Raw genomic sequence first — 15,168 nt, 5'->3', positions numbered from 1 at the left:
CGACGCGATCGACGCGGCGATGCCGGCGCTCGCGGCCGAGCATGCCTTACACGTCGCCGCCCTCGACCACGCCCGCAGGTCGGCGGCGGCCGAGGCGCGGTTCGCCGAGGCGTCCGTGCTGGTCGAGCAGGCCGCCTCCGCCGTCGCGGAGGGCCGGGACGATGCCCTGCGGTTGGCGGCGATCGAGGCCGTCGAACCCTGCAGGCGCCCCGCCGATGCCCTGTCGGCGGCCGAAGCCGAATGCGCTGCGGCCGAAGGCGTCCTGGAAACCGCCCGGGCGGACGTCGACGCCACCGGCCTGGCGCTTGCGGAAATCCGCACGGGATTGGCCATGGCGCGCGCGGCCGACGAAGCGGGCGAGGCGGCGTTCCGCGGTTTCACGCCGACGTGGAGCGCGGCCGACGCGCTCGACGCCCGCATCGGGGAACTCGCCCGCGAGGCGGACGCGGCCGTCGCCAGGGCCGAGGACGCGAAGACGACCCTCGACGGGGCCCGTACCCGCCGACTGGACCTGGACAAGGCCTACGACACGGTGTCCGCATCGCGCGATGCGACGGCCGCGCGGATCGCGGCGGACGTGGCCATGAGGCCACTCGCTGACAGGGGGGCCGAGATCGCCGGCCTATTCGAGAAGCGGAAGGCCCTGGCCCTCGAACGCGATGCCGCCCTCGTCGCCCTCAAGGACGCGGAAACCCGGATCGAAGAGGCCGACGCCGCGACCGCCTCGGCCCGGGAGCGGGCGACCTCGGCCCGCGAGACCCGCGACGGGCACATCGCCGAACGCGCCATCCGCGAAGAGGAATATCGCGCGTTCGACGTCGACGGCACGGAGGCGGTCGATGCCCATCTCCGGAGCCTTATGGAGCGCATGACCCTCGTCTCCGACCTGGCACGGCGACACGACCGGGCCTGGGCCGAACAGGCCCGCGCACGCGCGAGCCAAGCCGATGCCGGCGCGCTGCGCGAGGCAGCCGAGGCGCGACGCATCGAGGCTGAAACCACCCTCCGCGTGGCTACCCGTGCCCGGGCGGAGATCGCGGCGATGGCGGACCTTGCAGAACGCGGCGCATCGGTCGAGGCCGCGAACCTGCGAAGCGTCCTGGTCCATGGCCAACCCTGCCCGGTCTGCGGCTCGACGGAACATCCCATCGACGGGGGGCACGGGTCTGACGCCCTGACCCTTCTGGCCGAGACCATGCGCGGACGGCGGTTCGAGATCGACGCCGAACTGGCCGGCGCCGGTCGGGCCATCACCGTCGCCGCGACCGCATGGGCCGACGCATCGGCACGTTTCGAGGGCGCCGCACGGGAGGATGCACAGGCAGGGGTGATCCTCCTAAGCTGCGCCGAAGCCTATGCCGGACACCGTCCCGACCTCGCGGCGGCATGCGTCCGGGCCGGGATGTGGGAGCCGCCGGACGCGTTGGGGTCCGGGGCCGTCGATCACCTGGGGTCGATCGCCGAGGCCACGGCAGGCCTGCGCGCGTTGCTTGCCGCGAAGCTCGAACGGGCGCGTGCCTTGTCCGCCGAGATCCGCGTCGAGGGGAAGGCCATCGCGGTCGCAGAGGGCGTGATCGCCGCCGCGGACCGGGTCGTCCTGGCGGAAGCCGCCCCGCGTCAGGCCGCGGCCCTCGCCGCCGAACGCGAACGGACCCGGGCCGCGGCGGCGATCACCCGCGTCGAATCCATCGTCCGCGAGCTCGGACCGATCCTCGCCCCCGCCGGCCTCGACGAGGCGCACCTCGCCCGCAATCCCGACGGCACGGCCCGTCGCATCGCCGAGCTCGGGGCCGCCTACCGCGCGGCACGGGAGAACCACCACGACCTCGTTGCGGCGTTGAACGACCTCGTGCCCGACAGGGCCGTGGCGATCGAGGCCGAGGCCACCGCCACGGGCCTTCGGGAAACGGCGGTACGGGCCGCCGACGATCGGGCGACGGCGCTCGGGGATGCCCGGCGGGACCGGGCCGGGCTTCTCGGGGGCGAACCCACGGACAGCCATCGTGCCCGCATCACGTCAGACCGCTACGTGGCCCGCGAGAACCACCGGATGGGGCTTGAGGCGTCCGGTATCGCCGCCGCGCTCCATGCGACGGCCACGGGCTCCGCGGAGCATGCCGATGCCCAACACCGACGCGCCCGGAACGTCCTGGCGGAGGCGCAGGGTCGGTTCCTGGCGAAATGCGGCCTCCGTGAACCCGATACCGTGCTCGACCTCCTGGCGGTGCCCCCGGAGGCCCTCACGGCCCTGCGCGAGGCGCGGGACCGGTTGCTTCGGGCGCACGAGGCAGCCGAGGCGGGATTGGCCGCCCGTCGCACGGACCTCGACGCGCTGCGCTGCCTCCCGCCCGTCGACGTACCCGGCACGGAGGCCGCCGCCGTCGCGGTCGCCGGGCTCATCGCCACCCATCAACGGCGCAGGGGCGCACTCGACGCCGAGCTCGCCCGCGACGACGATGCCTGCGGCAAGTCCGCGGACCTTTCGCGCGAGATCGCGACCGCGCGCGAGGGTCTCGACGGGTGGGAGATGGTCGATGCCGCCGTGGGCTCCGCGAACGGCGATCGGTTCCGACGCTTCGCGCAAGGGGTCACGCTGGAGCACCTGGCGCATCTCGCGAACGAACAACTCCGCATCCTGAGCCCACGCTACGCCCTGGTTCGCGGTCAGGACGCCGACCTCGCGTTGCACGTCCTCGACCGCGACATGGGCGACGAGCTGCGCGGCACCCGCAGCCTCTCGGGCGGCGAGCGCTTCCTAGTTGCGCTCGCCCTGGCGCTGGCGCTCTCCGGCCTGGAAGGACGGCAGGCCTTCGTCGACACCCTCTTCATCGACGAGGGGTTCGGCTCATTGGATGCCGAGACGCTGGACATCGCCGTCGACGCACTTGAGACCCTGCAGGGCCAGGGACGCAGGGTCGGGGTCATCACCCACGTGGCCGCGATGATCGATCGCATCGCCGTCCAGGTGCGCGTCGAGCGGCGCGGCAACGGGCGAAGCACCGTGCGGGTCGTCGACGGATGCTTGCCGGGTTAAGCCCATTTTCCAGGGGCAGCACCTCGTCGCCCCGGGGTAGGCCGGGCATGTCTTCAGCGCTGGGGCGGCACGTCGTCCTCGTCGAACGACGTGCCGTGCTTGAACCCGGGTCGCACCTCCTGCACGAGACGCAAGCGGGGTAGCCGGTCGAGCAGGGTCCGCTTCATGGAAGGGGGGATGGGCATGTCCCGGAGCGTATCCGGCCATCGATCCAGGGCCTTCCCGACAGTGACCCTCACCTCCCTTTCGAGGAGCCCCGAATCGAAGCCGATGGCCGTCGCGGCGTCGCGGAACTTGCCGAGCCCCATGACGAAGGGGTTTCTTCGTCTCCCGAACTGCAGCGCCATGGTGTCGTCGCTGAAGAGACTTTCCTCCATAGCGAAAACCTCCCCACTCTCTTTTTCATCATAACGAAAATCCGTCCATCGCAACTTTTTTCTTCAAAGCGAAAGAATGAAAGAGAATTTCGTTATAAAGAAAATTATTTGGACCGCGATTTCTTTTTTAATGCGAAGTTTCGATGGCCGGGACGGATCGGGCCAACCATGCAGTCGTCGCGGCACCGCGGTCACCGAGGCCGGACCCTTCTCAGGTTGCCATCATGGCTGGGCTCCTACCCATCCTGTGGAGCACTGGCTCAGGCTCCGAGGTCATGCAGCGGATCGCGGTCCCGATGATTGGCGGCATGGTCTCGTCGACAGTCCTAACCCTGGTGGTGATCCCGGCGGTCTATGGCTTGGGTGAAAGGCTGACGGCTCGCGTAATTCGATAGTTCGATGGAATCCTTCAAACATCGAAATTTGTCATTGGCGGCGGAATGAGACCGGGAGATCGACCATGAACGAGACGATGTGGATGACCCGACGCGCCGTGGTTCTGGGCCTAGCAGCATCGACCGCATTTGGGCGCCATGCCCTCGCTCAAGACCTGACGACGGTCGCGGTGACCAAGGACCCGACCTGCGGGTGCTGCGAGAAGTGGATCGCCCACCTTCGCGAAAGCGGGTTCACCGTGGCGGTGACCGAGGGGCCCGTGAACCCGCTCAAGGTCCGCCTCGGCGTGCCGCGGGACCTCGCCTCCTGCCACACGGCGCAGGTCGGCGGCTACGTCATCGAGGGGCACGTCCCAGCCGGTGCGATCAAGCGCCTGTTCGCCGAGAAGCCCCAGGGCACCGGGCTGGCAGTTCCGGGCATGCCCTCAGGCTCCCCCGGCATGGACGTCGAGGGGATGGAGCCCGACACCTACGACGTCGTGCTATTTGGCCCAGTGGTGCGGATCATGTTCGCGCGCTATCGTGGATCGGAACCCCTGTGAGTGTCGCCTCCTCTTTAAAGACGGATAAAGCGCTTTCGGCTGACAATGGAAATCAAAAACTCGCTCGTCATCGCATCCCCGATCCTGAGCGATCAGGTGCACTTCCGGATCGCCTGATGGCCCGCGCGTGCGCGAGGAAGCCATGACGATAGCTCTTGGCATCATGTGCAAGGCCCCACGTCCCGGTCATACCAAGACACGACTGGCGGCCGTCATCGGTGCGGAACAAGCGGCCGCGTTGTCCGGCTGCTTCCTTCGCGACGTTGCCGACACGATAGCGGCGATGCATGTCCCTCTCGGCTGCCAGGGATATGGGGTCTATGCGCCGAGTGGTGCGGAGGTCGAGCTTCAAGGCTTGTTGCCCACCTCGTTCCGACTTTTGCTGCAGGAAGGCGCCGACTTCGGAAAGGTTCTGGCAACGGCTGCGCGCAGGCTCCTGACCTCGCCGGATCACGATGCGGTGGTGCTGATCAATTCGGATTCCCCGACTCTTCCCCCGGCGCTTCTGGCCCAAGCGGTAGAGGCGCTACGTCGAGACGGCGATCGCGTGGTCCTCGGCCCGGCCACGGACGGCGGCTACACGTTGATAGGCGTCAAGCGGGATCACCCTGAACTTTTCGCGGATATCCCATGGAGTACGTCCGATGTGTTTCGTTTGACCTTGGAGCGGGCGGCATCCATCGCCTTGGCGGTCGAGACGTTGCCGATCTGGTATGACATCGACGATGCGCTGACCCTACAGTACCTTCGCGACGAGATTACCGGCAGCGCCCTTCCATTCGCCTTGCCTGACCTTATCGGCGGACCGGCCTTGGCGACGCGGACGCTGCTTGCCGGAATGCCCGTGTGATGGGACCTGCGTGGCGGCTCTCCATGATGGGCATAACCGCGACGATCCTCGTCGCGCTCGGCATGCCGACGCTGCAGGGTCTAGGCGACACCGCCTTCCTACTGACCGCTATCCCGACAGGGATCTTGGCGGCATCGGCGGCACGGATCGAGGGCGTTGACGAGCGCCGGGCCGTTGCCATCATCGTAATCGTCGGCCTCGCCATGCGCCTCATCGCGCTTCCCGCTCCACCGCTCCTCTCGACCGACATCTTTCGCTACGTCTGGGACGGGATGGTCCAAGGCGCCGGCATTAATCCCTATCGCTACGTCCCGGCCGATCCGGCCCTCACCTTCCTGCGCGACGAGGCCGTCTACCCCTTCATCAATCGCGCGGACTACGCGGTGACCATCTACCCGCCGGTGGCACAGGCGTTCTTCGCGCTCGTCACGCGGGTCTCGGAAAGCGCCCTTGCGATCAAGTTGGGGCTCGTCGCCTGCGAGGTCGTCACGGTGTTGGCAATTCTCGCCCTGCTGCGGCGGCTGCGCCGGCCAGCGACGCGGTTGGCGGCCTACGTTTGGCACCCTCTGACCATCTGGGAGATCGCGAGCCAGGGCCATGTCGATGGGCTGATGGTCGCGCTGGTCATGCTCGGGCTCTGGCTCACCCTTGCTGCCCAACGAAGATATCTGGGAACCGCCGCCGTCACGTTCGCAGCCATGGTGAAGCCGTTCGCCCTGATCGTGATGCCGGCGCTGTGGCGTCCATGGGATTGGCGAATGATTCTACTCGTCCCGGCCCTGATCGCGTCGGCATATCTGCCTTACCTCTCGGTCGGCTGGGGGGTCTTCGGCTTCCTGACCACGGGATATGTTCAGGAGGAGGGGCTCGCCTCAGGCTGGGGCTTCACGCTTCTGCGACTGTTCCGGGAATCCGTCGGGGAGTGGAGGTATGACACGGCGGTCTATGTGGCTCTCTCACTCGCGACGCTTGGGGGATTAGCGCTGCGAGCCGGGTTCCGGCAGGAGCGCACGCCGGCACGAAGCCTGGGCGACATCAATCTCATGGTGCTGACGTTACTCTTTCTGTTTTCGCCCGAATTCCCTTGGTATTTCCTGATCGCGGTGCCCTTCCTGGCGCTCGTCGGGTCATGGCCCGGATGGGTCCTCACGGTCGGTGGCTTCATGCTTTACAAGGTGGTCGATACGGTGCCGTCCTACGATGTCCGCTCCGCCATCCTCGCCGGCCTCGTCGCCGCGGCAGCCGTGGCCTCCCGCGTTCGATCGCCCGCTGGCCGGAAGGAATCGCCGCAATGACCGCTGCCACGCAAGGCATCCTGCTAGCCCTCGATCCCCGTCGCTACCACGAGGCCGCGCCTGAGGCGGTGAGCCGGGAGGCCGAGCGGCCGCCGGTCTGTCTCTACCTGGAAGTGACAAACCGCTGCAATCTCCTCTGCACGACCTGCCCGCGCACCTACGTGGAGCTGGAGCCCCCCGCCGACATGAGCTGGGAGCTGTTCACGTCCATCGTCGACCAGGTCCCCAACTTAGCGCGCGCGGTCCTCCACGGGGTCGGCGAGCCGATGCTGGTCAAAAACCTGCCGCGGATGGTCCGCTATCTCAAGGATCGCGGCACCTACGTCCTCTTCAACACCAACGGCACCGTGCTCTCGGAGAAGAACGGCCGCGCGCTAATCGAGGCCGGCCTCGACGAGCTGCGCGTTTCCCTCGACGCCTCGACCCGCGCCTCCTACCTCGCGGTCCGCGGCAAGGATTACTTCGAACGCATCCTCAAGAACGTCCGCGCCTTCCGAGCCATGCAGGAGCGGGAGGGCCATGCCAAACCCCGCGTCTCGGCTTGGCTCACGGGCCTGAAGGAGACCCTGCACGAGCTTCCCGCCTTCGTGCGGGTCGCGGCCGAGACCGGCGTCAAGGAGGTGTACCTTCAGCGCCTCGTCTACTTCGAGGACGAGGCCATCGGTATGGCCCGGCCCGACCAGGCCCTCTACGAGCGCATGGACCGTGAGGAAGCCGGTATCCTCGAAGAGGCGGAGGCCACCGCCCGAGAGCTCGGGCTCACCTTCTCCGCGTCGGGCGCGGCGAGCGAGCCCGGCATGAGCCTGAAGCGTAAGGACGACGGCTCGCCCTGGTCGCTCTGCCGACGGCCGTGGAACGTAATGTACTTCACCGCCAACGGCCGGGCGCTCCCGTGCTGCATCGCCCCCTTCTCGCAGCGCGGCTACGAAAATTACACACTGGGTGACGCCACCCAGCAGTCCCTGCGCGAGATCTGGAACGGCGCCGCCTACGTCGATTTCCGCGAAGCGCTCCTGTCGGACAAGCCGCCTCAGGCCTGCGGCAGCTGCGGTATGCGCTGGAGCCTATGAGCGGCCAGATCCGGCCGCAACGAGACATGGCGGTGGTCTCGGCCATCGTCCCGTGCCTGAACGAGGAGGCCGCCATCGGCGAGGTCGTGGCCGGCCTGCTGGCGAACGGAGCGGATGAGGTCGTCGTCGTCGATGGCGGCTCGCGGGACGCGACCTGCCAATTGGCGGAGGCTGCCGGCGCGAGGGTCGTCGCCGAGCGGCGTCGCGGCTACGGCCGGGCGATCCAGGCCGGCATCGCCGTTGCGCGTCCGGATGCCGGCATTCTCCTCTTCGTCGACGGCGATGGCAGCGACCGGATCGACCGGGCGCCGCTCTTGATCGGGCCGATCCGTGCGGGCCGGGCCGATTTCGTCCACGGTTCACGTGTGCGCGGTGACCGTGAGCCCGGTGCGATGAGCCTGCCCCAGATCGTGGCCGGTCGCCTCGCCGGCGGGCTCCTGCACCTCGCCTACGGGGCAAGCTTCACGGACATGTCGCCCTTCCGTGCGATCCGCCGCGACGCGCTGGACCGGCTCGGGATGCGCGACGAAACCTACGGTTGGAATCTGGAAATGCTCATGCGTGCCGCCGCCGGCGGCTTGCGCTGCGAGGAGGTTGCGGTCGGCCAGCGGCCGCGACGGGGCGGAGTCTCGAAGGTCTCGGGCGATTGGCGCGTGTCGATGCGGGCGGCCTGGGTCATCGCCACGACGTTCCTTCGGTTGGCCCGTGAACTCTCGCGGGAGCGGTCCGCAAGCACGTGAGGGTGTGCTCAGGTCGCCAGTCGCACGAACGCGCCGATGGCGCCGTTTGTCATGTCGGGTGGGTAGCGTCGGCGCAGGTCGCCGTCGAGGCCGAGACTGCGGCCAGCGCCGAAGACGCTGAACAGACCCATGAGGCCCGCCAGGAAGACGTAGGTCCAGGGCCATTCCATGGGATGAAGGTAGAGGCCGAGCCAGAGCTGCGCGACGAACAGGACCCCGATCACGCCGATGACGCGCACGCCAAGCCCCAGGATGAGCGAAACCGCGAAGGCGAGCTCGGTCAGGAAGACCAGGACGTCGAGGACGTAAAAATTGGGCAGCGGCAGGAGCACGTGCTGGACCAGGTCGCGATGCCACTGGAAGGCGGCGTTCTTCACTTCCTCGCCGGTCCAATAGAAGAGACCGTTCTCGGTCGAGAGGAAGGGCAGCTTCCAGAGCATGTTCTGGAACCACATCCCTCCGACGAGGCAGCGCAGGAACCACATGGTGAGGTCCCGGCCGTTGCGCTGAAGTGGATCGGCAACCCATTCCCGAGCTGCGATTAGGATGCTCGTCAGGATCAGCCCGATGAAGAGTGCGACGACGAGCCACCGCCAGACGCCCAACGCCATCTGGTCCCCGTGCTGCCCGCTGAGGAACAGCCAGGTGTCGTAGAACGGATCGGTGCGCATGGGGCTGTTCCTTCTGTCTGGGTTGGAGGCCGATGCGTGGAGATGCCCTTCGTTCGCGGGCCGTCCATCGCGCGTTACGTCGAACCGCGTGCCGGAAGGCACCCTTCCGCCTTGAGGGGTGCGGTGGCACCTAGCCCGTCGCAGCGCCGGTCGACATCGCTGCCCTCGGTCGAGAGCCGTGTTGGCAGGTCATTGATGCGCAGCGCCCTGCGAAGGAACCGTGACAGGGCATCGACCCCGGCGGCCATCAAGGCGGTCGCGACGATGAGCACGACGGCGACATCGAGGCGTAGCTCGGCGATCGCGGCGTCCACGTAGTAGCCGAGCGTCGTGACACCGAGGATGCCAAAGATCGCGCTCTCGCGCAGGATCAGCTCCCAGCGGTACAGCAGGTAGGCAAGGAACTGCCCGTAGAGCCGCGGCACGGTCTCGTAGGCGTAGAGGTCGAGGCCCGAGGGCGCGTCGGCACGGTAGCTCAGGGCATCGGCGTGACGGCCCATGAGGTAGCCGATGATGCCCGAGTTGTGGATGGTGAGGGCCAGGATGGCCGGCAGCATCGAGGGGCCGAGGACCTGGAGCAGCACGTAGGCGAGCATGTATTCCGGCGTCGAGCGCACGACGACGAGAATAACGCGACCGAGCGGATGGCCGATAGGCCCGGCAAATCGCCGAGAGACGAGCGGAAACAGCAGGAGCGCGCCGATGGCGGTCGCGACCAGGGCGATCTGCGAGAGGATCAGCGTCTGCGCGGCGCCCGGCAGGATCTGCTGCGTCAGGATCGGCCCGAACCACCGGCCGAGACGCATCCATGTCTCGACATCGAGCAGGCTTGCCGCGCGTAGGGGGGCAGGGACGATGTCATGGGTGAAGAAGCGAACGAGGCTCGCGCCGATGTTCGTCGAGCCCACGGTTTGGGGCAGGACGAGGAAGCTTCCGACCGCGAGGAATGGCAGCGTCGCCGTGCGAACCCAGAGCCGGCGCGAGCCGATCAGCGCGTAGAAGACGAGGAGCAGTGCGCCGGCCTCCGCGTAGCGACCCTGGCGGAAAGCCGATTCCAGGTAAAATCCCATCGTCGGCAGACCGATGAAGCCGAGGATCAGCGTCGAGCGCATGGCGCATTCGAGACGGTAAAGCGTGTAGTTTCGGAAGGCCGAGGCGACGTCGGGCAGGCGCGCGTAGGCGAAGGCGGAGAGCGCGCCGGTCCCGTCCGGCAGAACGCGCAAGGCGGCGAGGTCGGCCTCCTCGATGATCTCGGAATAGACCTTGGCGCAAATCCCGGCATAGGGCAGCGCGATGGCGAGGATGCCGGTGGTTGCCGAGAGGCCGAAGACCTGCATCAGGAGCAACGCCCAGAACAGCTCGTGCACGGACCGCAAGCCCGTGCAGACGACCCGCACGAACCGCGACCGCGCGAACGGGATCGCCAGCAGGAAGCCGGTGCCCGCGCCGAGGCCGACGCCGAGCACGGCGAACGCGACCGTGTAGACGACGCTCCAGACTTCGACTGAGAGTAGATCCGGGCGAACCAAACCGTCGAGCAGGCGCCGCAAATCCGCCCACGGATGCAGGCTCGTCACGGCGAGGTCGGCCACAAGCAAGGCCGCAAGCGCGAGGGCGAAGAACAAGCGGCTGATGGCCCCGTAGCCGAAGGTGCCCAGTCGCGCGCTCATGCAGCCGCCCGATAGAACGGAGCGAGGGCATCCGCATCGAGGTCGCGGGTGGGTCGGTCGAGGACGATGCGGCCGCCGTCGAGCACCACGATGCGGTCGGCATGGGCGAGGGCCAGCGCGATATCGTGCAGCGCGAGGATCAGTGTCTCGTGCCGCTCGGCGAGGCGGGCCAGAACCGATCCGCCCTGCGCCTGGTCCAGTGCCGAGACCGGCTCGTCACCGATCAGGATCGGCCGCCCGTTGTAGAGGGCGCGCGCAACCGAGACACGCTGCTGTTGGCCGCCGGAGAGCGCACCCGCCTTGGCGTGGAGGGCGTCGGCCATCCCGACCCGCCCGAGCACCTCGGCGACCTCGGATACGTCCGCGCGGGCCGGAAAGGCTAGGGTGCGCAGGTTGTGAAGGGTCGAGCGCCGGTCGAGACGGCCCATGTAGACGTTGTGGAACACCGAAAGCGTGCGCACGAGGGCACTCGCTTGTGGGATCAGCGCCGCGTCACGCGAGACCTGCGCGTGGATGAGGGCGAGCAGCGTAGACTTGCCGGACCCCGACCGTCCCATCAGCGCCACGCGTTCGCCGGTCCGGATGGTCAGGTCGATCCCGGAAAGAACGGTGGTCCCGCCGTAGGCCGCGTGGGCATCGGCAAGGACGATGGCGGGCGTTGTCACTGGCGCGCCGTCAATCTAGCAACCCAGTCGATTTCGCGACGCGTTCCACGGGTTCATAGTCGGCGTTCGTCGCGGAGATGAACTTCGTTCGGGCGAAAGGCGCGAGGATGGCAGGGTCGGTGATGCCGAGAAGCGCCTGCTTCAGCGTCTCGGTGAAGCCGGCGCCGTAGGTCTTGTCCACATCGCCTCGCACCGTCCACTGGTAGTCGGGGAAGGTCGGGCTTTCCCAGATCACTGTGACGTCCTTGCCCTCGACCTTGCCGGCCTTGCTTTCCAGATCCCAGACCGAGTAATCGACCGCCCCGACCTCGAAGGCGCCGGACTGGACGAGTTGGATCGTGCGGCTGTGATCGCCCGAGAATCCCACGCGGGAGAAGATCTCCTCCGGCGTCTTGCCGGGAAACGCTTCCCGGATGAAGTGCTCCGGCATCAGGCGGCCCGAGGTCGAGGCGCGGGAACCGAAGCTGAACGTCTTGCCGGCGACATCCTTCGGAAAGTCCTGGGATTTGACGAGACCCGTCTTGGTATTGGCGATGAAATAGGTTTTGAAGGCGGCATCCTCGGCACCCTGGGCGATTGCCTGCGAGCCGGGGACCGCCTTGCGGGCCTGGACGCCCGTGAACCCGCCGAACCAGGCGAGCTGGACCTGCCCGTTCGTGAAGGCCGTGACGGCCGCCGGATAGTTCTTCACCGGGATGTACTTGACCGGTACGCCGAGCTTGCCTTCGAGATAACCGGCGACCTTGCCGAAGCGCTCGACGAGACGGCTTTCGTCCTGATCGGGGATGCCCGTGAACACGAAGACGGGCATTTCTCTATCCTGCGCCTGAACCGGACCGCAGCCGAGGACGTAGCCGACCGTCGCGAGGACCGGCCATATCTGCTTCAATCCGAGCATCCAACTATCCCTGCTTGATCCGCCGCAGCCAATGCGCAGCTTCATTCCTGGCGTAGCACATACGGGTCTACCGCCGGCAGCTCCGGACGGTGCGATAAGGCCACGCAATCAGCTTGGCCGCAAATCACGGAGGGCGTTCGTCGGTGCCGATCCGGCGGTTACGGGCGGGTTGCCGAATTTACCGGAGGGGCGCAGGCGACACCGAGGAAAGCTATGGCACGCAGGGCGACGGGTCCCTGGCCCTGGTCGCGCTCCAGGTCCGTGACGAAGCGTGCGAGGACCGCCGCTCGATCCTCGCCCTGGGCCGCCAGCAAGGCCGCGATGCCCGGAGCGAAGTCCAGTCTCTCGGAGAGCCAGAGGGCCGAAGGCGCTTCGAGCGCGGCCTCGATCCGCGTGATGCCATCCACCTCCAAGCTCGCGGACCCGAACAGGGTGCGGAAGGCGGCGTCATCGCTGAAGCGAAGCTGGGCCGGGGTGCCCGGAAGGGAAGGCTGCGGTCCGCGCACCGCTGCGATGGCGGCCAGCAGCCGGGTGATGAGTTCGTAGTTCTGCGGCTCCGTCCAGGTCACGATGGCGATTTTCCCGCCGGGCCGGACCAACCTGGCCGCCTCCTTGAGCGCACGCACCGGGTCCGGACACAGGATGATGCCGAAGATTGATAGGGCTGCGTCGAAGCTTCCGTCATCCAGGGCGAGGGCCTGCGCATCCATCGATGCCGCCTCGACCGGCAGCCCGCTCCTCATGGCTCGCAATCGGATGCGGTCCACCATGCCCGGCGCCGCATCGATGGCCAGGACGGTGGCCCCTTCTCGTGCGGCCATCAGGGCCGCGCCGCCGGCGCCCGCGGCCACGTCGAGGCAGCGCTGGCCCGGTGCCAGGCCAAGGGCGGCGACGGCGGCTTGCGCGAAACGGTCGGTCAGGGGCTCGAAGACGGCCTCGTAAGCGTCGGCATGCTCGCTCCATAGGTCTGGCTGCTGGTCGGGTTGAAGGCTCGATGTCACCATTCTGGCCTCTGGCGCGAACAACCCTTTATAAGCCTTCAGGCCGCGTGTCTCGCGGTCGCCTTCTCCCTTTGTCCGCGGTTATCGGCAGGACCGAATGACAGCCACGCCCATGCCCGCGCCCGATCCAGTCCGCACCTTCTCGCTAGGCCTGGGGCTGACGAACGAGTGCAATCTCGCCTGCAGCTTCTGCTATCGCGATCCGGACAGGGTGGACCGCCTGGGTCCCACGCAGGTCCGTGCGGTCCTCGACCGCTTGCCGGTCCGGTCGGTCAATCTCGGCACCGGCGAGAATGGGATGCATCCGCAGTTCCCGGCCCTGCTCGACCTGCTGCGGGCCGAGCCAATCAAGCTCACCATCACCTCGAACGGCCACTCCATCGCGATGATCGACGATGCGGCCGTGCAGGCTTTCGCCGACATCGAGTTCTCGATCGATTATCCGACGAAAGCCGAGCAGGATGCGCAGCGGGGCGACGGCAACTGGGACCTCGTCATGGAGCAGGCCTCGCGCTGCAGACGGCTCGGCGTCGGCGTCACCTTCATCGCGGTCATGATGCGCACCAACTTCGACCGCCTGCACGAGATCGCTGCCATCGCCAAGGCCTTCGACGCACCGCTGCGCATCAACGTCTACCAGGCCGTGCGCACCGACGCCTTCGCCCTGACCTACGAGGAATACTGGAGCGGGTTCGAGCGCCTGTTGGCCGAGACCGACGTCATTGCCATCGGCGAGCCCCTCGTCCGGGCCATGGCCGGAATGCCAGCGCGCAAGGGTGGATGCGGGGTCGGGACCGTGCGCGTGACACCGCGCGCCACGGTGCAGCCCTGCGTGTACTGGGGCGCCGGGCAGAGCCTCGACACGCTGCTCGAAGCCGGTGCCGGCATCCTCGACACCGCGCCCTTCGTGGCGGCCAGGTCCCTGCCCGAGCCGTGTCGCGGCTGCATCCACGAAGCGTCCTGCCACGGGGGCTGCGCCGGCCGGCGGCGCCTCCTGGATCGCCTCGACGAGGTGGACCCTTATTGTCCCATCGTGCGGGGAGAGGATCGTCCGCTCGCAGTCACGATGGCGGCGACCCGCGACCTGCCGAAGCTTGAGAGCGCCTGCACGACCATCGTCCAAGCCCGTGGCTGACACGGCCGAGCCGATCTCCGGTCTCGGCGAACTCACCGGGCGCTACGACGTCCTGCTCTGCGACGTCTTCGGCGTCCTGCACAACGAAGGGCAAGTTTTCCCCGCGGCTACGGCAGCCCTGACCGCGTTCCGGGCCTGCGGTGGGACGGTGGTGCTCGTTTCGAACGCCCCGGAACCCGGGACCCGGCTCCTTGGGTCTCTGGCCGCCCGAGGGGTCGCGCCTGCCTATGACAGCGTGGCCACCGCCGCCGACGTCACCCGAATCCTGCTTAAGGACCAAGACCGGCGAGCGGTCCTGCATATCGGCCCGCTTCGCGACCGGTGCCTCTTCGAGGGGCTGGCCATCGCATTCGCTGAACCGGAGACCGCCGAATTCGTCGTGTGCACCGGGTATCCCGAAACGGACCATAACCTGGACCTGGTGCTCGCGGTCGCCTTAAGGCGCGGCCTCCAGATGCTTTGCACCAACCCTGACACCAGCCTCGTGGTCGGCGACAAACGTTTGCGGTTTGCCGGCCTCGTCGCCCGGCGCTACCGCGACATCGGCGGCGTGGTCGTGGAGACCGGCAAGCCGGGAGGCCTCATTTACGGCAATGGCATCGCTCAGGCGGAAGCGATGCTGGATCGCGCCGTCGACCCAAGCCGCGTATTGGGCGTCGGAGACACCTACGCGCTCGACGTCCTGGGAGCACTCGCACACGGGTTCTCAGCCTTGCATATCGGCACTGACACGCCGACGCCCCCTGGCGACCGCGTTGGTCGCCTGTACCGGATGCCCGCCCTGGTCTGGTAGGACCAGCCTTACGACAATCCCGTGTTTCCATC

Annotated in this window: 14 protein-coding genes and 1 pseudogene; 9 read left to right on the top strand and 6 right to left on the bottom strand. The window is 67.7% G+C overall.

Annotated features, from left to right (window positions below; genetic code table 11):
- The first annotated feature begins 115 nt into the window (after positions 1-115).
- Positions 116-3,034 carry an SbcC/MukB-like Walker B domain-containing protein gene (locus AX737_RS23705; RefSeq protein WP_245293497.1) on the top strand — a complete coding sequence of 973 codons (2,919 nt, stop codon included), beginning with the start codon at positions 116-118 and terminating at the stop codon, positions 3,032-3,034.
- A 53-nt stretch (positions 3,035-3,087) separates the two neighbouring features.
- On the opposite strand, the gene AX737_RS23700 is transcribed toward AX737_RS23705, so the two are convergent.
- Entirely contained in the window at positions 3,088-3,411 is a 324-nt protein-coding gene (locus tag AX737_RS23700) for a hypothetical protein (protein ID WP_066925637.1), read from the bottom strand.
- 215 nt (positions 3,412-3,626) lie between these two features.
- Between AX737_RS23700 and AX737_RS23695 the strand changes: the two are divergent.
- The 6 genes and pseudogenes from AX737_RS23695 to AX737_RS23670 all read left to right on the top strand — a co-directional run.
- Positions 3,627-3,806 (top strand): annotated as a pseudogene (locus tag AX737_RS23695) (efflux RND transporter permease subunit); the annotation flags it as partial.
- 65 nt (positions 3,807-3,871) lie between these two features.
- Positions 3,872-4,348 (top strand): DUF411 domain-containing protein, encoded by a 477-nt coding sequence (locus tag AX737_RS23690; RefSeq protein WP_066925634.1) that lies wholly within the window; start codon positions 3,872-3,874, stop codon positions 4,346-4,348.
- Between the two features lie 127 nt (positions 4,349-4,475).
- Positions 4,476-5,198, top strand: coding sequence for a TIGR04282 family arsenosugar biosynthesis glycosyltransferase (locus AX737_RS23685; protein WP_082773261.1), 723 nt, complete (start codon positions 4,476-4,478; stop codon positions 5,196-5,198).
- A gap of 23 nt (positions 5,199-5,221) precedes the next feature.
- A complete protein-coding gene (locus AX737_RS23680; protein WP_066925628.1) occupies positions 5,222-6,493 on the top strand; it encodes a glycosyltransferase 87 family protein in 1,272 nt (423 codons plus the stop codon).
- Positions 6,490-7,563 (top strand): radical SAM protein, encoded by a 1,074-nt coding sequence (locus AX737_RS23675; RefSeq protein ID WP_066925625.1) that lies wholly within the window; start codon positions 6,490-6,492, stop codon positions 7,561-7,563. Before AX737_RS23680 ends, AX737_RS23675 begins: the two co-directional genes overlap by 4 nt.
- The gene (locus tag AX737_RS23670; RefSeq protein ID WP_082773260.1) at positions 7,560-8,303 is read left to right on the top strand and encodes a glycosyltransferase family 2 protein; all 744 of its coding nucleotides are present in this window, start codon (positions 7,560-7,562) and stop codon (positions 8,301-8,303) included. The genes AX737_RS23675 and AX737_RS23670 overlap by 4 nt, the downstream gene beginning before the upstream one ends.
- Before the next feature lie 8 nt (positions 8,304-8,311).
- Here the strand turns inward: AX737_RS23670 and AX737_RS23665 are convergent, their stop codons facing one another.
- The 5 genes from AX737_RS23665 to AX737_RS23645 all read right to left on the bottom strand — a co-directional run bounded on the left by AX737_RS23665 (position 8,312) and on the right by AX737_RS23645 (position 13,211).
- Positions 8,312-8,974, bottom strand: a complete 663-nt coding sequence (locus tag AX737_RS23665) for a hypothetical protein (protein WP_066925619.1) — start codon at positions 8,972-8,974, stop codon at positions 8,312-8,314.
- Positions 8,975-9,048: 74 nt separating this feature from the next.
- A complete protein-coding gene (locus AX737_RS23660; protein WP_230366168.1) occupies positions 9,049-10,644 on the bottom strand; it encodes an ABC transporter permease in 1,596 nt (531 codons plus the stop codon).
- Complete coding sequence (locus tag AX737_RS23655) at positions 10,641-11,309, bottom strand: ATP-binding cassette domain-containing protein (protein ID WP_066925616.1); 669 nt, start codon at positions 11,307-11,309, stop codon at positions 10,641-10,643. The genes AX737_RS23660 and AX737_RS23655 overlap by 4 nt, the downstream gene beginning before the upstream one ends.
- Positions 11,310-11,319: 10 nt before the next feature.
- Positions 11,320-12,207: a putative selenate ABC transporter substrate-binding protein gene (locus AX737_RS23650; protein ID WP_082773259.1), complete on the bottom strand. Its 888-nt coding sequence runs from the start codon at positions 12,205-12,207 to the stop codon at positions 11,320-11,322.
- 158 nt (positions 12,208-12,365) lie between these two features.
- Positions 12,366-13,211: a class I SAM-dependent methyltransferase gene (locus AX737_RS23645; RefSeq protein ID WP_066925610.1), complete on the bottom strand. Its 846-nt coding sequence runs from the start codon at positions 13,209-13,211 to the stop codon at positions 12,366-12,368.
- Between the two features lie 94 nt (positions 13,212-13,305).
- Between AX737_RS23645 and AX737_RS23640 the strand changes: the two genes are divergently transcribed.
- Both AX737_RS23640 and AX737_RS23635 read left to right on the top strand, forming a co-directional pair.
- Positions 13,306-14,343, top strand: coding sequence for a radical SAM protein (locus AX737_RS23640; protein WP_066925607.1), 1,038 nt, complete (start codon positions 13,306-13,308; stop codon positions 14,341-14,343).
- Positions 14,336-15,136 carry a hypothetical protein gene (locus AX737_RS23635; protein WP_066925603.1) on the top strand — a complete coding sequence of 267 codons (801 nt, stop codon included), beginning with the start codon at positions 14,336-14,338 and terminating at the stop codon, positions 15,134-15,136. The genes AX737_RS23640 and AX737_RS23635 overlap by 8 nt, the downstream gene beginning before the upstream one ends.
- Positions 15,137-15,168: the final 32 nt, after the last annotated feature.

Source organism: Methylobacterium sp. CCH5-D2 (assembly GCF_001556475.1).
In the GTDB taxonomy this organism is placed as follows: Bacteria; Pseudomonadota; Alphaproteobacteria; order Rhizobiales; family Beijerinckiaceae; genus Methylobacterium; species Methylobacterium hispanicum.
Note: the sequence above shows the minus strand (reverse complement) of the source record. Positions and strands in the feature narration are given on the sequence as shown.